Origin of the sequence: Anaerococcus degeneri, from assembly GCF_017874475.1 — a bacterium.
GTDB lineage: Bacteria > Bacillota > Clostridia > Tissierellales > Peptoniphilaceae > Anaerococcus > Anaerococcus degeneri.
Genome location: NZ_JAGGLO010000001.1, coordinates 339,794 through 364,704 on the forward strand (window position 1 = coordinate 339,794; position 24,911 = coordinate 364,704).

At 34.1% G+C, this 24,911-nt stretch carries 25 protein-coding genes; 22 read left to right on the forward strand and 3 right to left on the reverse strand.

The genetic code is table 11. The annotated features are described in order from the left end of the window. The first annotated feature begins 99 nt into the window (after positions 1–99). The 20 genes from tmk (at position 100) to J2Z38_RS01725 (ending at position 20,201) form a co-directional block, all read left to right on the forward strand. Positions 100–723: a dTMP kinase gene (gene tmk, locus J2Z38_RS01630; protein WP_209771646.1), complete on the forward strand. Its 624-nt coding sequence runs from the start codon at positions 100–102 to the stop codon at positions 721–723. 1 nt (position 724) lies between these two features. Continuing rightward, a complete protein-coding gene (locus J2Z38_RS01635; protein ID WP_209771648.1) occupies positions 725–1,054 on the forward strand; it encodes a cyclic-di-AMP receptor in 330 nt (109 codons plus the stop codon). Beyond that, complete coding sequence (locus J2Z38_RS01640; RefSeq protein ID WP_209771650.1) at positions 1,051–1,839, forward strand: DNA polymerase III subunit delta'; 789 nt, start codon at positions 1,051–1,053, stop codon at positions 1,837–1,839. The genes J2Z38_RS01635 and J2Z38_RS01640 overlap by 4 nt, the downstream gene beginning before the upstream one ends. Continuing rightward, entirely contained in the window at positions 1,839–2,648 is an 810-nt protein-coding gene (locus J2Z38_RS01645; protein ID WP_209771652.1) for a PSP1 domain-containing protein, read from the forward strand. The genes J2Z38_RS01640 and J2Z38_RS01645 overlap by 1 nt, the downstream gene beginning before the upstream one ends. 123 nt (positions 2,649–2,771) lie before the next feature. Continuing rightward, the gene (locus J2Z38_RS01650) at positions 2,772–2,945 is read left to right on the forward strand and encodes an indolepyruvate ferredoxin oxidoreductase subunit alpha (RefSeq protein WP_209771655.1); all 174 of its coding nucleotides are present in this window, start codon (positions 2,772–2,774) and stop codon (positions 2,943–2,945) included. Between the two features lie 381 nt (positions 2,946–3,326). Further along, the gene (locus J2Z38_RS01655) at positions 3,327–4,496 is read left to right on the forward strand and encodes a hypothetical protein (RefSeq protein ID WP_209771658.1); all 1,170 of its coding nucleotides are present in this window, start codon (positions 3,327–3,329) and stop codon (positions 4,494–4,496) included. After that, positions 4,497–5,246 (forward strand): TraX family protein, encoded by a 750-nt coding sequence (locus J2Z38_RS01660; protein WP_209771661.1) that lies wholly within the window; start codon positions 4,497–4,499, stop codon positions 5,244–5,246. A gap of 7 nt (positions 5,247–5,253) precedes the next feature. Beyond that, the gene (locus J2Z38_RS01665; protein ID WP_209771664.1) at positions 5,254–7,347 is read left to right on the forward strand and encodes a Tex-like N-terminal domain-containing protein; all 2,094 of its coding nucleotides are present in this window, start codon (positions 5,254–5,256) and stop codon (positions 7,345–7,347) included. Further along, a complete protein-coding gene (locus tag J2Z38_RS01670; protein ID WP_209771668.1) occupies positions 7,347–9,053 on the forward strand; it encodes a proline--tRNA ligase in 1,707 nt (568 codons plus the stop codon). Before J2Z38_RS01665 ends, J2Z38_RS01670 begins: the two co-directional genes overlap by 1 nt. Positions 9,054–9,113: 60 nt before the next feature. Further along, positions 9,114–9,980 (forward strand): class II fructose-1,6-bisphosphate aldolase, encoded by an 867-nt coding sequence (gene fba / locus J2Z38_RS01675; protein WP_209771669.1) that lies wholly within the window; start codon positions 9,114–9,116, stop codon positions 9,978–9,980. Positions 9,981–10,022: 42 nt separating this feature from the next. Further along, a complete protein-coding gene (gene rho, locus J2Z38_RS01680) occupies positions 10,023–11,330 on the forward strand; it encodes a transcription termination factor Rho (protein WP_209771670.1) in 1,308 nt (435 codons plus the stop codon). Positions 11,331–11,396: 66 nt separating this feature from the next. Beyond that, positions 11,397–11,600 (forward strand): 50S ribosomal protein L31, encoded by a 204-nt coding sequence (gene rpmE, locus J2Z38_RS01685; protein ID WP_004828860.1) that lies wholly within the window; start codon positions 11,397–11,399, stop codon positions 11,598–11,600. A gap of 52 nt (positions 11,601–11,652) precedes the next feature. Then, positions 11,653–12,447, forward strand: a complete 795-nt coding sequence (gene prmC / locus J2Z38_RS01690) for a peptide chain release factor N(5)-glutamine methyltransferase (protein ID WP_209772443.1) — start codon at positions 11,653–11,655, stop codon at positions 12,445–12,447. Between the two features lie 3 nt (positions 12,448–12,450). After that, positions 12,451–13,527, forward strand: coding sequence for a peptide chain release factor 1 (gene prfA / locus J2Z38_RS01695; protein ID WP_209771673.1), 1,077 nt, complete (start codon positions 12,451–12,453; stop codon positions 13,525–13,527). Further along, complete coding sequence (locus J2Z38_RS01700) at positions 13,528–14,466, forward strand: cation diffusion facilitator family transporter (RefSeq protein ID WP_209771675.1); 939 nt, start codon at positions 13,528–13,530, stop codon at positions 14,464–14,466. It begins immediately after the preceding gene. Continuing rightward, a complete protein-coding gene (locus J2Z38_RS01705) occupies positions 14,467–15,501 on the forward strand; it encodes an L-threonylcarbamoyladenylate synthase (RefSeq protein WP_209771678.1) in 1,035 nt (344 codons plus the stop codon). Between the two features lie 8 nt (positions 15,502–15,509). Then, complete coding sequence (upp, locus tag J2Z38_RS01710) at positions 15,510–16,139, forward strand: uracil phosphoribosyltransferase (protein ID WP_209771681.1); 630 nt, start codon at positions 15,510–15,512, stop codon at positions 16,137–16,139. A 9-nt stretch (positions 16,140–16,148) separates the two neighbouring features. After that, a complete protein-coding gene (gene murA / locus J2Z38_RS01715) occupies positions 16,149–17,426 on the forward strand; it encodes a UDP-N-acetylglucosamine 1-carboxyvinyltransferase (RefSeq protein WP_209771684.1) in 1,278 nt (425 codons plus the stop codon). Further along, positions 17,426–19,582 carry an SF1B family DNA helicase RecD2 gene (recD2, locus tag J2Z38_RS01720; protein ID WP_209771687.1) on the forward strand — a complete coding sequence of 719 codons (2,157 nt, stop codon included), beginning with the start codon at positions 17,426–17,428 and terminating at the stop codon, positions 19,580–19,582. Before murA ends, recD2 begins: the two co-directional genes overlap by 1 nt. After that, positions 19,554–20,201 carry a ComF family protein gene (locus J2Z38_RS01725; protein ID WP_209771690.1) on the forward strand — a complete coding sequence of 216 codons (648 nt, stop codon included), beginning with the start codon at positions 19,554–19,556 and terminating at the stop codon, positions 20,199–20,201. Before recD2 ends, J2Z38_RS01725 begins: the two co-directional genes overlap by 29 nt. Positions 20,202–20,238: 37 nt before the next feature. On the opposite strand, the gene scfB is transcribed toward J2Z38_RS01725, so the two are convergent. The 3 genes from scfB to J2Z38_RS01740 all read right to left on the reverse strand — a co-directional run bounded on the left by scfB (position 20,239) and on the right by J2Z38_RS01740 (position 23,299). Then, entirely contained in the window at positions 20,239–21,621 is a 1,383-nt protein-coding gene (scfB, locus tag J2Z38_RS01730) for a thioether cross-link-forming SCIFF peptide maturase (protein ID WP_209771693.1), read from the reverse strand. A 128-nt stretch (positions 21,622–21,749) separates the two neighbouring features. Continuing rightward, a complete protein-coding gene (scfA, locus tag J2Z38_RS01735; protein WP_004828870.1) occupies positions 21,750–21,902 on the reverse strand; it encodes a six-cysteine ranthipeptide SCIFF in 153 nt (50 codons plus the stop codon). Positions 21,903–21,946: 44 nt separating this feature from the next. Continuing rightward, the gene (locus J2Z38_RS01740) at positions 21,947–23,299 is read right to left on the reverse strand and encodes an aminotransferase class I/II-fold pyridoxal phosphate-dependent enzyme (RefSeq protein WP_209771697.1); all 1,353 of its coding nucleotides are present in this window, start codon (positions 23,297–23,299) and stop codon (positions 21,947–21,949) included. Between the two features lie 86 nt (positions 23,300–23,385). Between J2Z38_RS01740 and J2Z38_RS01745 the strand changes: the two genes are divergently transcribed. Both J2Z38_RS01745 and J2Z38_RS01750 read left to right on the forward strand, forming a co-directional pair. Further along, positions 23,386–24,258 (forward strand): LCP family protein, encoded by an 873-nt coding sequence (locus J2Z38_RS01745; RefSeq protein ID WP_225304670.1) that lies wholly within the window; start codon positions 23,386–23,388, stop codon positions 24,256–24,258. A gap of 38 nt (positions 24,259–24,296) precedes the next feature. Beyond that, positions 24,297–24,815: an adenine phosphoribosyltransferase gene (locus J2Z38_RS01750; RefSeq protein WP_209771703.1), complete on the forward strand. Its 519-nt coding sequence runs from the start codon at positions 24,297–24,299 to the stop codon at positions 24,813–24,815. Positions 24,816–24,911 lie beyond the last annotated feature (96 nt).

Genomic DNA, 24,911 nt, shown 5'->3' on the forward strand with positions numbered 1-24,911 from the left:
CCATTGATCTTACAAGAAGGACAATGGTTTTTTTATTTGCAAATTTTTATAGAATAACAATAGTAGACTAAAAATGTAATTTTATAGTATAATGGATGTATGAATGGAAAATTTATAGTTTTTGAAGGACCTGATGGGTCTGGAAAAACCACAATAATAAAAAAAGTTAAAGAGCTACTAGAAAATAAAGACTACTCTATATCCTATTATAGGGAACCAGGTGGTACAGATATTTCTGAAAAGATTAGGTCTATTATCATAGACAATGACAATCATATGATGGATTCTAAGACCGAAGCCCTCTTATTTGCATCATCAAGAGCCCAGCTTGTGGCAGAAAAAATCCTTCCTGATCTTAAGGCAGGCAAAATTGTTATTTGCGATAGATTTGTAATGTCATCTCTTTTATATCAAGGACTTGGCAGGTCACTTGGAGTAGAAAATGTAAAAAGTATAAATGACTTTGCAACAGGTGGACTAAAACCTGATCTTACTTTATTTTTTAATATAGATTATAAGACAGCCCTAGAAAGAAAAAGAGCGAATTTTTCTCCAGATAGGCTAGAAAATGAAGATTTTTCTTTCCATAAGACTATTTTTGATGGTTATCTAAAGATGGCAGACCTTTATAAGGATGAAATCAAGAAGGTAGATGCTAGAAAATCTATAGAAGACTTGACAGAAGATGTTATAAATATCATATATCAATTATTGGAGGACTAAGATGAAATTATTGGTTGCTATAGTACAAGATGCAGATGTTAATTTTTTAATTGATGCCCTAACAGAAAAAGGATACAGGATAACTAAACTATCTACCACTGGTGGATTCCTTAAAAAGGGTAATACTACATTATTAATAGGTGTAGAAGAAGCTAAACTAGATGAAGCCCTAGGTGTAATTGAGAAAAACTGCAAGAAGAGAAACACAACCACAACAATTATAAATCCAACAGGAGAAAGTTCGCTTATAAGCTCAACTGTTCCAATAGAAATAAGCGTAGGTGGAGCAACTATATTTATAATTGACGTTGAACAATATATACAACTATGAGCTTTTTAGATAGTCAGCTAAAAAATAATAGCCTATCAAATGCTTATATAATTGAGGGAGAAGATCTAGACTATAACCTCGGATACGCAAAAGACTTTGCTAAAAAAGTCTTTGAATCATATGGATTAAGCACAAAGCTTGAGACAAATCCAGATATAGAAATAATTGATAAGGACGTAATCGACATAGGAACCATTAGAAGTCTTATCAAAGATATGGTAATAAGGCCAGTAAATAATAAAATTAAGATTTATATAATTCAAAATGCTCAAAATTTAAGGATAGAAGCGGCCAATGCCATGTTAAAAAGTCTTGAAGAATTAAAGTCATATTCTTTGATTGTATTTACAGTTGATAATGCTGGCAAAATTCTTCCTACTATCAGGTCCAGATGTCAAATAATATCCTTAAATACTACAAAAAATGATCTAGACATTGATATAGAAAAATTGTCGGATATTTTTTCAAAGCTTTACCAAGGAGACCTTGCAGTCTATTATAAGGAGAGGGATTTTTTGCTTTCTTTTAGGGAAGATAAGGCAAGTCTAATGGATGGGTTGATAAAAATCTTATCAGACACCATTGCAATTAAGTACAAAGGGCTTACGGGTTTTACTAGCTATGATTACAATATAGAAAACCTAACTAATTTAAGCCTAGCTAGTATAGAGAGGCTTTTAGCTAAGTTTGAGAAAATATATAGGTCTTTTAGAAATAATATAAATTTTGAGTTGAGTGTTGAAAATATATTTTTAAATATATATAAAGAAGGCAGGCAAAGTTAATGAATGTAGTTGGAATAAGATTTAAAGATGCGGGAAAGGTATATTATTTTTCTGCTAATAATTTAATTCTGAATTTTAAGGACAAGGTAATAGTAGAAAGTTCGAATGGATTGGAGCTAGCAGAAGTTGCCTTGGCCAATATTGAAATAGATGAAAAAAAGTTTGACAAAGCTCTTTCACCAGTTATAAGAAAGGCAACAGAAAAAGACTTGGAAATTTATAGACAAAATCTTGAAGATGCCGAAGAAGCTATTAGAATTTCTCAAGAAAAAGCCGATTTTTATAGGCTAAAAATGAAAATAGTAGACAGTGAATATAGCTTTGATAGAACAAAAATCACCATTTATTTCACAGCTGATAAAAGAGTTGACTTTAGGTCGCTTGTCAAAGACCTTGCTTCTATATTTAGAAACAGGATAGAATTAAGACAAATAGGAGTAAGAGATCACGCTAAACTTAAAGGCTTTCATGGGACTTGTGGTCAAAAATCCTGCTGCTCAAGGTTTATGACTGATTTTTCACCTTTATCTATTAAAATGGCAAAAGATCAAGGAATAACATTAGATCCAGCAAAAATTTCTGGAGTATGCGGTAGGCTAATGTGTTGTCTTTCTTTTGAGGAAGATAATTATGTTAGGGCTAGGAAATATATGCCAAGACCAGGAACTATGGTTCAAACAGAAGATGGAGAGGGCATCGTCCTTACTAATGATTTTGTAAAAGAAGTATGCAAGGTGAGAGTAAAGACAGAAGACGATGTAGAAATAGAAGAATATTATAAGGCAAGTGACCTGGTCAAATGTAAATGATAATTATTATCAATTTGCATAAATAATCATTATTTTCCGTTTTTAGGTATAAAAATATAGAAATAGTTGACATTTATTGTATATAGTTGTATACTAACTATATAATAAATATAGGAGGAAATTATGGCATACAAAATAGATGAAAATGTTTGTATTTCTTGCGGTTCATGTGAAGGTGAATGCCCAGTAGGAGCAATCTCACAAGGCGATGCAGCTTACGAAATTGACGGAAATGCATGTATTGATTGTGGTGCTTGTGCAGCAGTTTGCCCAGTTGAAGCAATCGACCAAGAATAATATATACTACATAAAAAACAAAGGCTCCCTTGGGAGTCTTTTTATTTTTCCTCAATAGTTAATCAAAATCTAAATAGCAGATTAGGTTATATATTGAAAATTCCTTGACGAAATATTTTAGATAGGAAGTAATAATTATTTTACTTAAAGACTAAAATAATTATTACTTGTGGAAATTAAGATTTTTAAGAAAGCTAGACTATTGTTTTTCGAATATAATTTGATATAACTGACTTATTAAACACCTTTAAGCTCAGACCCCAATATTCAAAATTCGGATGGAGGGGTTTTAAATTTTTTCTTTGTCTTAGTTTTTTAAAAAAAGTCAAATAAATATTGTTAAAATCAAGGAAATTGATATAATTATATAATGGAGACATTATGGATATAGACGTAATAATAAATCAAATTTACAATTTAATATTAGATAACCAAATATTGGGTTTTGCCATAGGCGGATTTGTGGTTTTGCTTTTAATATTTATTATATCAAGGACGTTCAGGAAGTCTGGACTATTTTTAATAGCTAACACCTTTTTGATTGACTACACCATTAGGTCACTTCCATTTGAAATCTATACCTATTATCCAATAGCTCAGCAAATAATAACTGGGCTTTATGTTGTTGGATTTTTAAATTTCCTTATCAGGGTAATAGTAATGGTTGTAAAGATGAGCAAAAGGAAGACTAGTGAAGAAGAAAAGTCAAGCCTTCAAAATTTTATGGAATTTACAGGTATAGGCCCATTTTTCCTTATGCTTATTATTAACCTAGTTAATTTTAATTCCTATTTACCAAAAAACATCATCTCACTTTTAACAAGCCTATCTTTTTTATATATGGCCTTCAAGACCCTTTATTCTACTTATTTATATTTAAGTGAAAAGGAAAGCCTCCCAATAAAAGACGATATGGATTTTGATGATATAAAGGCTTATCTTTATGATCCTGAAGACAAGACAAGTAAAAATTATGGCAGGGTTGTAAGAAAGAATATAAATAATAATAGTACCCCTTCTAAAAAATCATCAGAGATTAATAATAAAGAAGGAAAAAAGCCGAGTTCTGCTAAACCTATTTCCATTTCTGAGATAAACAAAGAAGCAAAGAATATGGAAATGATAAAAAATATTGAAAAAGACATAACAGATAATGATGTAATCAAATTAATGGAGGAATCAAATCCAAATATTACAAAGATTACTATTACAAACCTTAAAACAGGTGATGAACATTCCTACACTAGCAAGCGAGCTAATTTTTATATAAAAGAAGAACATGAATATAAAATAAGGCTAAGCTTTGACGATTATAATGATTACGACTATGGTAGGTTTATAGACCTTCTCATTGCTTATGGCGTTGAAAAAGAAATTTATAAATTTGAACTAACAGTCATTTCCAAACTTAATGAGGATTTTAAATTGGTATTTTTTGATCCAAGCCAAATTGTTGATATGGATAAGGACGGGAGCGTAAAGCCTTCTGGCAGAGATATTTCAATGGTCTTCCCTAAATATAAGATAAACTTTATCAAGGGGAATTATTAGATGTGTGAAAACAAGAGCTTTATGAAAGCTTGGCAAGTGGATCGCCCTTATTTAACAAGCGGTCATTTAAAAATAATCGCTTGTAGCGCCATGTTTTTAAGCCATTTGGCCCAATCTGAACTTTTATATATGATGGAGTTTACCAAGATTGCAGACTTATTTATGCTCATTGGGCGAATTTCCATGCCACTTTTTTCTTTTATGGCTGTTCAGGGAATTATTTTGACCAAGAATCGTGGAAAGTATTTGAAAAGACTTTTTATGTTTGCCTTGGTTTCAGAAATACCTTTTGACTTAGTATTTTCAGGCACTGGTTTTTTTGTCTACAGTCAGAATGTATTTTTCTCCTTATTTCTAGGAGCCTTGATGGTTTATCTATGGGAAAAAATTTTGGCAAGCCAGACAAATATATTCTTAAGATTAGGTTTTGGCTTTTTAATTTTTTTAGGATTTTATTTTTTAGCAGGATTTCTCATGACGGACTATGATTCGAGGGCAATTGTGGTTATAGCCCTGATATATCTTGCTAAAGAAAGCAGGCTTTTAACGGCTATAGCAATTCTAATAGGCTTTGCCTTTGAGGCAAGGATTGGTGGGGATTACTTATCGATACCTTACATGGTCTACCTTTCTATACCACTTATACTCTTATATAATGGCAAGAGAGGTACCTATAATAAGTGGTATTTTTATGCCTTCTACCCAGTCCACTTGATACTTATTTATTTATTAAAAATTATATTATTATAAGGAAAATATGAATATTACAGAAATTTTATCAAAAGAATTAAATATTAATGAAGAAAGAATAGAAAATGTAATTAAACTTCTCGATGAAGGCTCAACAGTTGCCTTTATAGCAAGATATAGGAAGGAAGTTACAGGAAATCTTACCGACGTTGAGATTAGAGAAATAGAAAAAAATCTTTCTAGACTCCGTAATATAGAAAAAAGACAAGAAGAAATTATAAAGTTAATTGATGAAAAAGGTCAGTTGACAGATGAACTCAGGGAAGAAATCCTTGCAAGTAATTCTCTAACCATTCTTGAAGATATCTACGCCCCATATAAATCAAGGAGAAAGACAAGGGCGGATATTGCCAGAGAATTTGGTCTAGAAGGATTTTTAGAGAAACTTCTTACAGAAATATCTGATCAAGAAGACGCTCTAGCAGCAGCTAAGGATTATTTCCAGGAAGGCCTAGAGGATGAGAAGGAAGTTATAGAAAGAACTCTTGATATCCTTGCAGAGGATATTGCAAACACCATTGATGCTAGAAATATAATTAGGCGTGACGGACTACTAAGAGCATCTTTACTTACAAGTCTTAAGGCAGAAGAGGATAGTCTATACGAATCATACCATGATTTTTCTAAAAAATTAAAAGATCTCAAGTCTTTCCAGGTTCTAGCCATTAACAGGGCAGAAAAGGAAGACATACTTACTGTAAAAATCGAATTTTCAGACGCCTATAACAAAAGTTTAATTTACAAGCTTGTTAGCCAAGATAGGGACTTTAATCCTTATCAAAAAGAACTTGTAGAACTCACAATAGATGATGCTTACAAGAGATTGATGTTACCTTCAATTACAACAGAGCTACGTAATAAACTCACTGAAGAGGCCAGTGATGAGTCTATAAGAGTTTTTGGAAACAATTTAAAGCCTTACTTACTTCAAAGACCTATCAAGGGCCAGGTGGTGATGGGTCTTGACCCAGGTTTTAGGACAGGATGTAAGGTAGCAGTGGTTGATAAAAACGGAAAATACCTAGACCAAGCTGTGATCTATCCAGTAGAACCTCACAAGAAAGAAAAAGAAGCAATTGCAACTTTAAAATCCTTGATTAAAAAATATGGAGTAACTTTGATAGCACTTGGAAATGCAACTGCTTCTAGGGAAACAGAACTTGTTGTAGATAAATTAATCAAGGAAGTAGATGGAGTTTCCTATGCCATAGTAAATGAGGCGGGTGCCAGTGTTTATTCTGCATCAAGCCTTGGTAAAGAAGAATTTCCTGACCTTGATGTTACAATCAGAGGTGCAATATCAATGGCAAGGCGACTCCAAGACCCCATGGCTGAACTTGTAAAAATTGAGCCAAAACATATAGGTGTTGGCCAGTACCAACACGATCTTGATGGTAAAAAACTTGACGAAGAGCTAGCGAAGGTCGTAGAAGATGCGGTAAATGAAGTAGGAGTTGCTATTAACAATGCCTCCTACAAGCTTTTATCCTACGTGTCAGGTTTAAATCAAAATCTCGCTAAGAGGATAGAAGAAGACTTCAAAGATGGCAAGATTGTATATAGAAAGGACCTCTTAGATGTGAAGGGATTGGGCAAAAAAACCTATGAACTCGCAGCAGGTTTTCTAAGATTCCCATCATCACCAGAGATTTTGGATAACACAGGAGTCCACCCGGAATCCTATAAGATAGCCAAAAAAATTCAGAATTTGGATTTAGATAAGATAGATGTAAAAAAAGTTGCCGAAGAACTAGAAGTAGGCATACCGACCCTAGAAGATATTATTGCAGAACTTAAGAAACCTGGACGCGATCCAAGGGAAGATAACCCAGAAGTCCTTACCAAAAAGGAAATAATGGGCATAGATGATTTGAAAGTTGGCATGGTTCTTAAGGGCAAGGTAAGAAATATAACTGACTTTGGCGCCTTTGTAGATATTGGAGTTGGAACAGATGGCCTAGTCCATGTTTCAGAAATTTCCGATAAGTTTGTAAAAAATCCACATGATGAATTAACAAATTCACAGGTGGTAAGTGTTAGGATTATAGAAATAGATAAGAAAAAAGAAAGAATTGGTCTTTCAATGAGGAGTGTGAATTAATGAGATTATCAAATTATTATATGCCAACCCTAAGACAAGATCCGGTTGATGCAGAAACAGCCAGCCATAAATTGTTAGTAAGAGGTGCTTTTATTAGGCAACAAGCTTCAGGAATTTATTCCTTTTTACCTCTTGGACAAAAAGTTTTAAACAAAATTGAAACTATAGTTAGAGATGCAATGGATAGCCATGGAGCAATTGAGGTTTCAACTTCAATCCTCCAACCAAGACAAATTTGGGATAAGTCAACCAGATGGGAGACCTTTGGTCCTGAGATGTTTAAATTAAAGGATAGACATGACAGGGAATACGCTCTAGGTCCAACTGCTGAAGAATCTTTTGTAGACCTTATAAAGGACGAACTAAATTCCTACAAACAATTACCATTAAATTTATATCAAATTGTTGATAAATTTAGGGATGAAAAGAGACCGAGATTTGGAATCAATAGGTCTAGGGACTTCCTCATGAAAGATGCCTACACTTTTGATGCTGACCAAGAAGGCCTTGAAAAATCTTACATGAATATGTGGAAAGCCTATGAGGTTGCCTTTGATAAGATGAAACTTGACTACAAAGTAGTTGAAGGCGACACAGGAGCCATGGGTGGTCGCAAATCACACGAATTTATAGCCCTTTCTGAGTCTGGAGAAGGAATTATTCTTTATACAGAAAACAGTGATTCTGCCTATACAGATGAAAAAGCAAGAAGCATAATTCAAGCTATAAAAGAAGATGAAAAAGAACTAGAACTAATAAAAACAACTGACAAGAAAACAATAGAAGATGTTAGCGAATTTTTAAATGAAGATAAAATAAAATGCGCTAAGGCAATAGACCTTATTGTTGAGGGAGAGCCTGTATTTGTCTTTATACCTGGTGATAGGGAACTAAATATGGCAAAAATGATTTCTTATCTAAAGGTGCCAGAGCATGAAATTGAAATGGCTGACGATGAAACAATCGAAAAATATACACAACCTGGCTACACAGGACCTATCGGCTTAGAAAATGCAAGAATTATTATAGATAAATCTCTTACACAAATTAATAACCTAGTAGTAGGAGCTAACAAGGCTGGTTACCATTATATAAACGCTAACTATGGCAGAGATTTCGAAGGCGAAACAGCAGAAGATTTAACTCTTGCAAAAGAAGGTGACCAAGCTTATGACGGATCAGGTGCATATAAGGCTGCTAGAGGGATAGAAGTAGGAAATATCTTCCAACTTGGAACAAAATATTCAGAAGCCCTTGAGGCTAATTTCTTAGACCAAAATGGGGTTTCTAAGCCATTTATAATGGGTTCTTATGGTATAGGTATATCAAGATCAATTTCTGCTGTTGTTGAGCAATACCATGACGATAAGGGTATTATCTGGCCAACAAGCGTCGCTCCATTTGAAGTAATAATTACCCTAATTAAACCAAATGATGAAGAACAAGCAAACTTAGCTGAAAAAATCTATAAAGAATTAAAAGCAAAGAAAATAGATGTTCTTCTTGATGACAGAAATGAACGTCCAGGAGTTAAATTTAATGACAGGGACCTAATCGGTATCCCATATAGGATTACCGTTGGAAAAGATGCCGTAAATTCTATTATCGAATATTCAACCAGAGCTGAAATGGAAAATAAAAACCTAGATGCTGACGAGGCAATAAAATTAGTTTGTGAAAATATCTATAAAGATTTGGAAGATTAATCCAAGATAGGTATGATATAATATATAGAATTAAATAGGGCACAGCCCGGAGGAGATAATATGTTAGTTAATGCAAAAGAAATGTTAGACCTAGCCTATGAAAATGGCTACGCTATTGGACACTTCAATACAAATAACCTAGAATGGACAAAAGCAATCCTACTTGCTGCTGAAGCAAAAAAGACTGCTGTAATAATTTCATCTAGTGAAGGTGCAGCAAAATACATGGGTGGTTTCAAAACTGTTGCCAATCTTGTTAGAAACTTACACGATGCACTTGGAATCACTGTTCCAGTAGCAATCCACTTAGACCACGGTTCTTATGAGGGAGCAAAGGCTTGTATAGAAGCAGGCTATACTTCTGTAATGTTTGATGGTTCTCACTTCCCAATCGAAGAAAACCTTGAAAAAACAAGAGAAATTGTTAAACTTGCTCACGAAAAAGGCATCTCAGTAGAAGGTGAAGTTGGCGGTATCGGCGGAGAAGAAGACGGCGTTACATCTGCTGGTGAACTTGCAGACGTTGAAGAATGTAAAAACCTTGCAGCTTGCGGAATAGACTTCTTAGCAGCAGGTATTGGTAATATCCACGGTGTATACCCAGCTGATTGGCAAGGTCTAAACTTTGATAGACTTAAAGAAATTTCTGATGCAGTTAAAATGCCATTAGTACTTCACGGTGGTACAGGTATTCCTGATGATCAAATCAAAAAAGCTATCAGCCTAGGCGTTTCTAAGATTAACGTAAATACAGAATGCCAAATCGCCTTTGCCAAGGCAACTAGAGAATATATCGAAGCTGGAAAAGACCAACAAAGCAAGGGCTTTGACCCAAGAAAACTTCTTCTTCCAGGAACAAACGCAGTTCAAGCTTTAGTTGAAGAAAAAATTGATATGTTTGGTAGCGAAAATAGCGCTAATAAATAAGATTAAATTGTGGGGCTTTAGGGCCCCTTTTTGTATAAAAATATGGATAATTTAAAAGACAAAAAACTAGTTGACCTCAGAGAAATTGCCAAAGATTTAGGCATAGAGTCAATTAGCAAGTATAGAAAAGATGAATTAATCAAGCTTATCGAAGAAGAAGAAAATAATAAGGAAGAAGAAAGCAAAGAAGCCAGAGAAAATGATCTTGGGGCTAAATTTGACTGTGATGGTATTCTAGAAATATTACCAGACGGATTTGGATTTTTAAGGACTCAACTTTATGAATCTGGAGACGATGATATTTATGTACCACCAAAACAAATAAAGATGTTTAGGTTGAAGACAGGGGACTATATCGAAGGGATTGCAAGAGAAAAACATGATAAGGACAAATTTTCTCCTCTAATTTTTGTCTCAACAGTAAATGGTATAAAACCAGCTGATGCCTTTAATAGGGATTTATTTGAAGATTTAACACCAATTTATCCAAATGAAAGAATAAGTGTGGAAACAGACCCTAAAAATATTTCTGGAAGGATTATTGATGTAATTAGTCCAATTGGTCGAGGCCAAAGAGGTCTTATTGTTTCCCAGCCTAAAGCAGGAAAGACAACTTTAATTAAAGATATAGAAAGGTCTTTAGAAAAAAATTACCATGACCTAAAAATAATTGTCCTTCTCATTGATGAAAGGCCTGAAGAAGTTACAGATTTTATAAGGTTTGTAAATGAATATAGGGATCCAGAAAATGTTTTGATGCGTACAGAGGTCGCTGCATCAACTTTTGACATGGCTCCACAAAGCCACATCGATATAGCAGAAATGGTTCTTGAGAGGGCAAAGAGATTCGTCGAAGAGAAAAAAGATGTGGTTATTCTTTTAGATTCCCTCACAAGGCTTGCAAGGGCCTATAACATAATGACTCCTCAATCAGGAAGAACACTTTCGGGTGGTCTTGACCCTCTTGCCTTAGTTGGTCCAAAGCAATTTTTTGGCGCTGCAAGAAATATTGAAAACGGTGGTTCACTAACAATCCTCGCCACAGCCCTTGTTGATACAGGATCAAGGATGGATGATATGATCTTTGAAGAATTTAAGGGAACGGGTAATATGGAAATCCACCTTGACAGACGTCTTTCAAACAGAAGGATTTTCCCAGCAATTAATATTGAAAAATCATCCACCAGACGTGATGACCTTCTATTAACTAAAGAAGAACTTGAAGCAGTTTATAAACTTAGAAAGTCTGACCTAAATACAACTGAATCAATAGTTGAACTTATAGATTGGATGAAGAGGACTAAGTCAAATAAACAATTTGTAGAATTAATAAATTCATCTATCAAATAACTTGATATTAATATTTGAGCAGGTATAATTTATATTGCTTATTGAAATGGAAAATAGAGGTGAATTATGAATAAAGAATTACATCCAGAATATCACCAAGCCAAAGTAACTTGTATGTCATGTGGCAACGAGTTTACTGTAGGTTCAACAGAAGAAGAAATCAAAGTAGAAGTTTGCAACAATTGTCACCCATTCTACTCTGGTAAACAAAGAACTGCTGAACGTGGTGGTAAGGTAGAAAGATTTAACAAAAAATACGGTAGAAAATAATAGTATGAAAGATAATAAGGTAAGGCAACTTACCTTATTTTTGTGTAAAATAATGAAAATATCAGACTTTTTAAAAATAGATTATGAGACAAGCTTAATTGCCCTTACTTATATTTTAGGCAAAACCAAGTCTTATGTACTAATGAATCAAAATTTAGAATTAAATGACAAGCAAAGTCAACGATTAAAGGATATAATAGATAAGAGAAAAGACTCTTATCCACTCCAGTATGCTATAGGCGAGTGGGAATTTTATAATCTTAGGCTTAAGGTTGACACAAGAGCCTTGATTCCACGTTTTGAAACAGAAATAATTGTGGATTTCCTAATAAAATCGCCAATAAAAAAAGATGAAATTTTGGATATTGGTACAGGTACCGGTGCTATTGCTTTATCGCTTGCAAAGAATGTAGAAAATTCTTATGTTATCGGGTCAGATATAGAAGAAAAGGCCCTAAGTCTTGCGAGGGAAAATAAAGAATTTACTGGTATAGAGAACGTTGAATTTATAAAATCAGACTTGTTTGAAAATATTGAAGGAAAATTCGACTTGATTATTTCCAATCCTCCTTATATCAACAAAAAAGATTATGATTCTCTTGATAAGGAACTTTATTTTGAGCCAAAGTCTGCACTATATGGTGGAGAGGATGGACTAGATTTTTATAGAAAAATTATAAAAAAATCCAATGATTATCTAAATGATCAGGGCTATCTTGTTTTTGAAATAGGTTATGATCAAAAAGAGGTTTTAAATATGCTTCTCGTAGACCAAGGTTTTGTAAATATTAAAAATATAAAAGATTTTAATGATTTTGATAGGTTTATTATTGCACAGAAAGGATAGAATATGTTTGAAAATTTAGAACATGTTAGAGAAAATTACAAGCAATTAGAATTGAAACTTGCTGATCCAGCTGTTTTAGCTGATATGGACCAGTTTAGAAAAGTATCTAAAGAATATAATTCTTTAAAACCTGTTGTTGAAAAATACGAAGAGATAAAAAATGCTGAAGATACCATAGCTGAAAATCAGGAACTAATAAATGAAGCTGATGATCAGGAAATGGTTCAAATGCTAAAAGAAGAGATAGAAGAAAACAAGGATAAATTAGAAGTATTAAAAGATGAGATGCAAATTCTTCTAATTCCAAAAGATCCTAATGATGAAAAAGACGTAATTGTTGAAATCAGACCAGGAGCTGGTGGAGACGAGGCAGGCCTTTTTGCTGGAGACCTATACAGAATGTATAACATGTACGCAGATAAGGCTGGTTTCAAGACAGAAGAAATTGAAGTCAATACCCAAGGTGTTGGCGGTATTAAAGATGCGACTTTCGTTGTAAGAGGTGAGGGAGCTTATTCAAAATTAAAGTACGAATCAGGTGTACACAGGGTTCAAAGGGTTCCAGAAACAGAATCTGGTGGAAGAATCCACACATCAACTGCAACTGTGGCCGTTCTGCCAGAAGTAGACGAAGTAGAACTTCACATAGATCCAAATGACATCAGAGTAGATGTATATAGGTCAAGCGGTAATGGTGGTCAGTCAGTAAATACAACTGACTCAGCTGTAAGGCTAACTCATATACCAACAGGTCTAGTTGTTGCCATTCAAGATGAAAAAAGTCAGATAAAAAACAAGGAAAAAGCTATGAGAGTTCTTAGGGCAAGGCTTTTTGAACTTGAAGAGCAAAAGAGAAATAAGGAAATAGCTGACAACAGAAAAAGTCAAGTAGGTACAGGTGACAGGTCTGAAAGAATTAGGACCTACAACTTCCCACAAGGAAGAATTACAGACCACAGAATTAACAAGACAATTTACCAACTAGATGATTTTCTAAATGGAGAAATAGAGGATATGATAAATTCCCTAATTGCAGAAGATCAAACTAGAAAACTCGAAAAAGTAGGCGAGGACGAATAATTGTTTGATTTTTTAGCCAATAGATTCGTAAAAGACCATGAAAATATTGACAATCCAGATGTAAGGCTCAACTTAATTAGCCTTTCTTCAATCATGGGCATTGTCATGAATATTATTCTTTTCCTATCGAAAATATTTTTGGGAATCTTTACCAAGTCTACAGCTATTTTAAATGATGCTTTTAATAACTTATCAGACTCAGTGGTTTCCATAATGTCATTAGTAGGATCTAGTTTTTCGAAAAAACCAGCTGACGAAGAGCATCCTTTTGGGCATGGAAGGGTTGAATATGTAATGGCTCTTTTGGTTTCGATTGTAATTGTCTATGTAGGTATTAATTTATTTATAAATTCTGCAAAAAGCTTTGACGATCAAAACCCAAATGGCCTAAGCCTACTATCTTTCATAATACTTTTTTCTGGTATTTTGATTAAGGTCTATATTTATTATCTAAATTCAAGACTTTACAAGGAATTAGAATCAGATTTAAATCTAGGAGTAATGCTTGACGCAAGAAATGATATAATTTCAACTACAGCTATCATTCTGGGTGTGTTTTTACAAAGATTTGTAACTTTCAACCTAGATGCGGCCATGGGTGTTGTGGTAGCATTTTTTGTAACAAAACCTGGTATTGACTTGTTTAATGAAACCGTTGGTTATCTATTAGGCGAAAGAATTGATAAGGAAATAGAAAAGAAAATTTCTGAAATTCTTTTAAGTGGTTCTTACATTATAGGTTTCCACCATCTAGATATACACCAATATGGAAAAGGCCATATTGCAGGGTCCTGCCATGTTGAAGTGCCTGGAAATCTTACTGTAGCAGAACTTCACAGGGAAATTGATTCGATAGAAAAAAAGGTTAGAAAAGAAACAGGGGTAATTCTCACCCTCCACGCTGACCCAACCTACAATATCTTAGATAAAGAAGGTTAAATGAAAACTGAAATTTTAAATATTGATAGAAAAAATATAAATAAGGCTTATATAAAAAAAGCGGCGGACCTCATAAATGAAGGAGCACTCGTGGCTTTTCCGACAGAAACAGTTTATGGTCTTGGAGCAGATGGCTTAAATGATGAAGCCTGCAAGAAAATTTTCAAGGCTAAGGGAAGGCCTGCTGATAATCCACTTATCTTACATATTTCCCATATATCTATGTTAGATAATTTAGTAGAGGCAATAAGTGATAAACATAGGAAGCTATTTGACCTATGGCCAGGGCCAATGACTTTGATTTTTAAAAAATCCAAATTAATTCCTGAGGCTGTGACAGCTGGCGGAGATACAGTTGCTATTAGATTTCCATCTGACGAGATAGCTAGGGCTTTGATAAGTGAAGCTAATACCCCAATAGCAGCTCCATCCGCCAATATTTCTGGTAGACCTTCTCCAACCAAGGCAGATGATGTTTACCAAGATATGAACGGGATTATTCCTCTAATAATCGATGGAGGAGAATCAAATATAGGAATAGAGTCAACAGTGATAGACTTATCAGGAGAGAATCCGATAATTTTAAGACCAGGGTATTACACTTATGAATTTTTAAAAGAAATACTCCCTGATATGAGACTTGATGATAGCCTAGTGGATTCTACAAAGATACCAAAATCACCTGGACAGAAGTACAAACATTATGCACCAAAGGCAAAGCTTAGGGTCTTTATAGGAGAAAATGTACCAGATTATTTATTAAACCTCGCAGAGGAATGCAAATCTCAAGGAGAAAAAGTTGGAATCCTTGCCTTTGAGGAAGATAAAGATAAATTTGCATCCTACCCATACATTTCTCTAGGTTCAAGAAGAGATTTATCAACTATGAGCCATGTCTTATTTTCATCTTTAAGAGAGATGGATAGGCTAAAAGTTGACATAATTCTTGCTGAAGGTGTAAGGGAAAATCATTTGGGTAAGAGTATAATGAATAGGATGAAAAAAGCAGCAGCAAACGATGTAAATTATATATAGGAGAAGATATGAAAAACGTAACAGTATTAGACCATCCAGTAATAAAGCACAAAATTTCTATACTTAGAGATAAGAATACAGGTTCAAATGAATTTAGGTCCTTGGTAACAGAAATTGCCATGATTCTTGCCTATGAGGCAACAAAAGATCTTGAACTTGAAGAATATGAAGTAGAAACTCCAGTTGCAAAGACTACTGGATACAGGCTTACAGGCAAGAAAATCGGTATAGTTCCAATTCTTAGAGCAGGTCTTGGCATGGTTGATGGTGTATTAGAAGTTTTACCAGCAGCCAAAATTGGTCATATTGGTATGTACAGGAATGAAGAAACTCTTCAACCAGTTGAATACTACTGTAAACTTCCTAGCGATGTTGAAAGTAGAGATATTCTAGTTGTGGATCCTATGCTTGCTACTGGTGGATCTGCGTGTGATGCTATAGATAGACTAAAAGAATATGGATGCAAATCTATAAAGTTATTATCAATAATTGCAGCACCAGAAGCTTTTAAACTCCTAGAAGAAAAGCACCCAGATGTTAAAATTTATATTTCTCAATTAGATGAGAAGTTAAACGAAAACGGTTATATTGTTCCAGGCTTGGGAGATGCTGGGGATAGGTTATTTGGAACTAAGTAAGGAATGAAAATGGCGAAAAAAGAGATTTTAATTATTAATTCTAATGGACCTCTGAAAGGTGAGGTTAATATATCAGGTGCGAAAAATTCTGCACTTCCTATACTAGCCGCATGCGTTTTAGGTACTGAAGAGATCATATTAGATGGGGTTCCTGAGCTTAAGGACGTTGAAATAATGGTTGAGGTGCTTAAGCACCTTGGAAGCAAGGTTGAATATCTTGATCAAAATACCTTAAAAATTAATTCAGCAGGTATCAATACTAGTGAAACTCCATATGAACTTATGGATAAGATGAGGGCATCATTTGTTGTAATGGGTCCGCTTTTATCAAGGTTTCACGCAGCTCACACCAAGGCACCAGGCGGATGTAATATAGGAAGTCGCCCTATAGACCTACACCTAAAGGGTTTTGAAGCTCTTGGTGCAGTAAATACTGTTAATAATGACGAAATAGCCATAGTAGCTAAGGATGGGCTAGTTGGTACAGAGATTTACCTAGATTTTCCATCAGTAGGAGCTACACAAAATATAATTATGGCTGCTTGCCTTGCTGAGGGTAAGACAACCTTAGAAAATGCAGCAAAAGAACCAGAAATAGTTGACCTTGCGTCCTTCTTATCTAAGATGGGTGCAAATATAAAGGGTGCAGGTACATCTACAATAGTTATAGATGGTGTAGAAAAACTTACAGGTACTCGTCACACTATAATCCCAGATAGGATAGAAGCTGCAACCTATATGACAGCTGCAGCTATGACAATGGGAGAGGTTTTAATAAATAATGTAATAGGTTCTCATATTAGACCAGTGATTGCAAAACTTGTAGAAATGGGTGTTGATGTAGAAGAAATTGAAGATGAGGATAAGATTATTGTCAAGGCTCCTCATAGATTAAAATCAACCAATATCCAAACCCTCCCATATCCAGGTTTCCCAACAGATGCTCAGGCTCAATTTATGGCCCTAATGACAGTTTGTGAGGGAGAAAGCAGGATTCAAGAGACTGTTTTTGAAAATAGGTTTATGCATGTTGAAGAACTTATGAAGATGGGAGCTGTAATTGCCACATCTGGAAACAGGGCAACAATTGCTGGCGTTGAGAAACTTCATGGTGCTGATGTAAAAGCAACTGACCTTAGAGCGGGTGCGGCTCTTGTGATGGCAGGACTTGTTGCAAAAGGCACAACAAGAGTTTTTGATATTTTTCACATAGACAGGGGATATTCAAATCTCGTTGAGAAGCTAACTAAACTTGGCGCTGACATAAAGAGAGTAGAAGTAGAATAATGAAATTAGAAGGTATAGTATCAAACATTAGGTATAGGAATGATGAAAGTGGTTATAGCGTTATGACGCTTGAAACTACCGATTCTGACATAACTATTGTTGGTACTATGCCTTTTTTTAATGAAGGCGACAGGATAGAAGTTGAGGGTGATTTTACCTACCACGATAAGTACGGCGAGCAGATAAATGTCAGAAATGTAAGGCTTAAAAAACCTTCTGATAGGGAATCTATAGTAAAGTATTTGGCGAGCGGAAATATAAGAGGGGTTGGTAAAAAAACAGCTGAAGCAATTTACGATGTATTTGGCAAAGATTCTTTGGATATTTTATATAAGAATCCCGACAAGCTTTTGAAGGTAGAAGGTATAGGCAAGAAGAAACTTGAAGATATAAAGATATCCGCCGAAGAAACTAGGGATTCAAGACGTAGTCTAGAATTTCTCCAAGGACTAAGGATTTCCTATAATCTTTCTATGAAAATCTACAATAAGTACGGCGAAAACACCATAGATATTGTAAAATCCAACCCTTATAAACTTATTGAAGATATTAAGGGGATTGGTTTCAATATGGCAGATGCCTTGGCAAGAAATATGCAAATGGAATCAAACTCTGCCTTTAGGATATCCGCTGGCCTAACTTATGTTATTGATTTTGAGGCAGATTTTAATGGTCACACTAGCCTTGAAATCTCATATCTCATCAATGAGGCAGCCAAGCTTTTAAAGGCTGATAAGGATTTGATAAGAGAGCAAATCCAAGTAGATCTCTTATCGGGAAAACTTGAACTTGTTGAAATAGAAGAAAAATCCTATGTTTATTCCAAAGGTCTTTATAAGGCTGAAAAATCAGTTGCCATGGCCCTTGCAAAAAAAATTAAAGAGCCTTATATTTTTGATGTAGGAATTGATGAAGACCTTGGTGGTTATTCTGAAGAACAAAAACAAGCAATTGAAGCTGCATTTGAAAATATGGTCTTAGTAATAACTGGTGGTCCAGGTACTGGAAAAACAACAATAATAAATGCCATTACTAGTATTCTTGATAAAAATGAACTTTCCTATGCCCTTGCAGCACCAACAGGCAGGGCTGCTAAGCGTATGCAAGAAGCAACTGACAGTGAAGCTAACACCATCCATAGGCTAGTTGGTATTAGACCAGATATGCCGATAGCTGAATATAATGAGGAAAATCCAATCGACAAAGACTACGTAATTGTTGATGAGATGAGTATGGTTGATATTTATTTGATGAAAAATCTCCTTGATGCAGTTGGTGAATCTACAGCCCTAATTCTGGTCGGTGATAGTGACCAGTTGCCATCAGTAGGTCCGGGAAATGTTTTATCTGATGTATTAAATTCTTCAGCTAAGTCCATTAGGCTTAAAAAAATCTTCAGACAAGCGAGCCAGTCAAATATAATTGTGAATGCTCACAGGATAAATGAGGGTAAATACCCAGTTTTAAACCAACCTGATAAAGACTTTTTCTTTATAAATGCAAATGGAGACAATTTTAATCAGGCCTTGCTAGATTTAATTAAAGATAGATTGCCAAATTTTTATAATTTTGACCCAGTAAGGGATATTGAAGTCTTAGCCCTATCAAGAAAAACGAATTGGGGAGTTGATGCCATTAATAAATCTATCCAAGAAGCCATTAATAAAGAAAAAATATATTTAAAAGTTAATGAAAGGACATTTAAGCTTCACGATAAGGTAATGCAAGTGAGGAATAATTACGATTTAAAGGCCCTAAACAACGCATCTAACGATGATGGTGTCTATAATGGGGATATTGGCATTATTACAGAAATTGACACCGATGAGGAGAGTCTTAAAGTCGAATTTGATGATGGCAAAATTGTAAAATACAAAAAAGAAGATATTAAAGATTTGGACCTATCTTATGCTATAACGGTTCATAAGTCTCAAGGATCCGAATTTAAGTGTGTGATCATACCAATGATGCAGGTTGCTCCAATGCTTTTAACTAGAAATCTTCTTTATACTGGGGTAACTCGTGCGAAAAAACTCGTAATTTTACTAGGAGATAAGCGATATATAAAAAGAATGGTTGATAATAATAGGTCAAATGACAGAAATACCAATCTTTCCTATTGGATAAATGAAATGGAGTCTATTCTTGCTGATTGATTATTTATTTTTAGATGAAAATACCTGCACTTTTTGTCAGAACGAATACATTTACAAGTACGGACTTTGTAGGGATTGTTATGATAGGCTTGATTACGTTGATAATAAATTTCTTATTGGTGATTATGAGTGCTACTCCATATATTTTTATGACGAATTTTTTAAAAAACTCATAGGCCTCTATAAGTTTGAAAGAAGAACTGAGTTTTCTAGGATTTTCGCAAAGATTGTTTATGAATATGGGAAGAGGAAAAATCTTTTCAATGTAGATTATATTTTGCCTTCACCATCATCAAGAGGAACTTTGATAAATAGAGGATTTGATCATATAAGAATGATTACAGATGATTTTATTGACAAAATAAAACCGACTTATCTTGATGATTTTATAAAGATAAAAGACACAAAGGCCCAGCACGACTTGGGAAAGGAAGATAGGTCGAAAAACTTAATCGGTGCTTTTAGATTAGAAAAGGACTTAAGTGGAAAATCAGTTTTGATAATTGATGATCTTGTCACAACTGGAAACACCTCACTTGAAATGATAAAAGTTCTAGAAAAAGCAAACGTAAAAGAAGTCAAAATCCTAGCACTCGCTTCAGAAAGAAGGGTATTATAAAAGCCAAGGAAAGCTTTCGCTTAAACTTGGCTTATTTTTATGCATCCACTTTTTCTGCTTCTTTCATAAATTCATAAATTTTAACGGCTAGGGCCATTTCAATTCTTTTTCTAAATAGTTTGCAAGAATAATCGTGGGTATGGTTTAAATCACCTGTCGCATTGTAATTATTTGCAGCACAGCCACCAGAGCAGTACATATTGGCCCAACATTCCCTACATTCTGATTTTGAATAGCAGTTGCAGGTTTTAAACTGATTTACAAGTCCAGTATTTTTTACACCTTCAAAAATATTACCTATTTTAAAATCGTCATTGCCTACAAATTGGTGGCAAGGGAATAGGTCGCCTGTTGGTGTTACTGCCATGTATTCTGTTCCAGATCCGCAGCCTGAAAGTCTCTTGTGGATGCAAGGACCATTTTCAAGGTCAATCATATAGTGGTAGAAGATAAACTCGTCGTTATTATCAATAGCATCCATCATCATATCAGCCAATTTTTCGTATTGGTCAAAAAGAATTGGTAGGTGTTCATCTTTTAAGGCGTATTCATTATCAGGGCTACCTACAACTGGCTCTAGTGAAGTACGTTTGAAGCCTAAATCAAGATAGGTTTTAATATCTTCTGTAAAATCTAGGTTATTGGCAGTATAGGTACCCCTCATGTAGTATTCTTTGTCACCACGTTTTTCAACTAATTTTTGGAATTTTGGCACGATTAGGTCAAAAGACCCAGTACCAGCAAGGGTCTTTCTAAAGTGGTCGTGTTTTTCTTGCCTGCCATCAAGGGATAGGACTACATTTTTCATATTTTTATTTAAATAATCAATAGTATTGTCATTTAGAAGTAGGCCGTTAGTTGTGAGTGTGAAGTTAAAGTGTTTGTTGTATTCTTCTTCCTTACTCCTTGCGTAGTCGACAGTATATTTTACCACATCAAGGTTCATCAAAGGCTCACCGCCAAAAAAGTCTATATCTAAGTTATGATGACCACCAGAATTTTCTAAGAGAAAATCAATTGCTCTTTTGGCAACTTCCTTAGTCATAATTGCATCTGGTCCGTGATATTTTCCGCCCTTGGCAAAGCAATAATCACAGGTGAAATTGCAAGTATGGGCCACATTCAGGCAAAGAGCCTTGATGTTAGTTGGCCTTTTTGTAACATCAATTGCAAGGTCCTTAAAATTATCTTCTGTGAATAATTGACCTGTAGAGATTAGCTCTTCAACCTCGTTAAAGGCTGCATTTAACTCATCATTTGTAAGATTATACTTTTCTTTAATTTCTTCTTTTAATAGATTTTTGTCTGTTTTTATGTATTTTTCAATAATATCGTAGGTGACATCATCAACTAGGTGGACAGATCCACTATATATATCTAAAACAATATTAAAACCCTTAGCCTTATATTGGTGTATCATAAATTCTCCTTTATTTGTAAAATCCTTACTATTATACTTATTTGCAAGAATTATAAAAGTAATAAACAGAAAAAAACTTACCTACATTTATGTATGTAAGTAAGTTATTAAATAGTGTAAGTTTTTTCCTATTTATTTTCCTTTTTGCTAACACATTCTTGGTTTGCAACTCCGCAAGATGTTTTACAAGCAGATTGGCAAGATGTTTGACATTCACCGCAACCGCCGTCTTTTTGGCTCTTGTGAAGATTTCTTGTGTTAAGTGTAAGTATTCTTTTCATATCAAATCTCCTTATCGATAAGAATTTCTTATTCAATTAATATATTAACAGTTTTTATCCTCTTTGTCAATTAGGACACGAATCGAATTTTCTTCAAGGTTTAGATTAATGTTGTTTGCTTGTAAATTATTTATATTTGCTATGATATTTTTATCGATTAATTCTCCTGGTGCAAGAATTGGAATACCCGGTGGATAGGCGTAAGTAAAGCTTGCTGCAATTTTTCCCTCAGCATCATTTATATCAATTAACACTGATTCTTTTTCCATAGCCTCATAGATTTCGAAATTTTTTTGGGGGCTAAGATTGGAAAAATTATATGGCTTAACTGTTTTACTTATTGATTTATCAATTTTAATTAGGGCATTTTTGAGAAGTTCAAAAGCTTGGTCACTATCATAAAGGCTTGCTATCAAAAGGGCATAGGAAGGGTAGGCCATTTCTATTTCGATTTTTTCTTTCTTTAGTAAGTCTCCAAGGTCCTTTCCGTTTATATTTGTATCTTTGGTTGAAATTAAAATTTTTGACCTATCTTTATTTTTAGAATCTATTAATTTTAAATTTTTCAAATTTAACTTGTAAAGATTATCGAGATTTTTTGATAACTTCTCATTTAAACTTTTCATATCTTCTATATTTTCTAAGATATAGTCAATAGATTGCAGGATAAGATAAGATGGGGAAGATGTTTGGAAAATGGCCATAGCAAATCTTAAATCTTTTATAATTTTTTCGTCGTTAACAAGAACCGCAGCTCCTGGTGTAATGGCAGGTAGGTTTTTGTGAAAGGAAGTTATGGCTATATCAAAAGTATTTTTATATTCGCCTGTCAAAAACAAATGAGAACCGTGAGCCATGTCTAAAATGAGTTTTGAACCATACTTTTTACATAAGTTGTATATTTTCTCTATATCTAGTAAATAACCTTCATAGGAAGGCGAAGTGATTACAACTCCACCGTAGTTTTTAGTTTTTAATTGATTTTCTAAGTCCTTATAAGAAATATCAATAATTGCCCCTATATCATTGGTTTTAACACCGATGTAATCTACTTTTAAATTATTAATCAAACACGCATTGTAGACAGCCTTGTGGGATGATCTTTGGATTAGGATATTTTTATTGTTTCTGCATATTGCTCTAATACTTGCCAAAATCCCTGATGTAGATCCATTTGTAGATATAATTGCTTCTTTTACCCTATAAATTTCTGCAATTTTATTTTCCATTTCAACAAAAACTTCTTTGGGATCATTTAGGTTATCAAGCCCATATATTTCTGTAAAATCCCTCCCATAGCCTAGATTTGGATATAAAAGCTTTGATCTTTTGTGACCAGGCATATGGAAAGGATAGATATTTTCATTTAGGTAATTTTCAATAAGTTTATTTAACATATGTCCTCCACTAATATTATAGCTTAACTTAAAAAATTTGTAAGGTAAATTATCCTTTTGGGTGTATGATAAGGCTAGGTGATAAAATGAAAGATAATTTTATAAAAATAATTAAATCAATAATAGTATTTTTGCTCTTTGTCATAGTATTTGCAGCAGGTTTTATTCTGTTGGGCTTCTTTAAGGGTGAAAAGATAGAAAATCCAATTTCGGATATTTCAGGTCCTAAGGATGAGTTTTTGTTCCTCCTTGCAGGAGTTGACTCAACTGGTGAAGAAACAGGTACAAGGACTGATACTCTCATGCTTATTAAGGCTGATAGCAATAACAATACAGTAGATATGATTTCTATTCCAAGAGATTCTTATGTGTCTATAAATGGCAAGATGGATAAGATTAATGCTGCTCATTCCTATGGAGGGATAGATTTGACAATGAGCGTTGTCAGGGACTTTTTGGGAATTAACCTAGATAAGTACATGGTAATTTCCTTTGAGGCAGTAATAAAAGGTATTGATGCCCTTGGTGGTATGGATGTTGATGTAAGCCAAGACGTGGCAGCGGCTATGGGAATAAGTCCTGGTATCCACACTATGAGTGGAGATGAGGTATTAAAATATGTTAGGTTTAGGAAGGGTTACCAAAATGCAGACCTAGGTAGGATTAATACCCAGCAAGATTTTCTAAAACAATTTATAAAAGAAGCTACTAAGCCAAGTAATCTGCCAAAACTTCCAAAAGTTTACGCGGCTATGAAGCCATATATAAAAACAAATATGAATATAAAAGACTTATCATCTCTTGCAATGAAATTTAAGTTCGCAGATTCCTCAAATCTTAATTCTGTAAGGCTTGAGGGTGAGGGTTTTAATATGGGTGGAATCTCATATTATAAAATTTATCCTGAATCAATCGAAAATATCAGGTCAACTTACTTAAATTCATTTTTAAGAAATTAGGAAATGGGTATAATAGATATGAATAGGATGGAGGAATTATGGATATCAAATCATTAATAAGAGTAATAGAAGATTACCCTGAAAAGGGCATATCCTTTAAGGATATAACAACACTACTAAAGGACAAGGATGGATTTAGAAAAACAATTGACCTACTTGAGGCGGAGTTAAAAGACTATGATTTTGACTATATAGCAGGTGTTGAGTCAAGAGGACTTATCTTTGGCGCACCTTTGGCTGATAGGCTAAACAAAGGCTTTATTCCAATAAGAAAGCCAGGTAAACTTCCAGCTGAAATTGAAAAAGTATCTTACGACCTAGAATACGGCACAAACGAGCTGGAAATTCACAAAGATGCCCTTAATGAAGGCGATAGGGTTGTAATTATTGATGACCTTATTGCGACAGGTGGCTCTGCAAAGGCTGCTGCTAAACTTGTTGAATCAATTGGTGGTAAGGTTGTTTGTTTTGAATTTTTAATTGAACTTACATCTCTAAAGGGCAGAGAATTTCTAAAAGACTATGATGTAATATCATTGGTTGAATATGACCATTAATTAAAATAATGTAAAGAGGTTTCATTTTGAAATCTCTTTTTAAATGCTTAAATTTAAACATCTTTAATAATAAGAAAATTAAATTAATTTTAATAA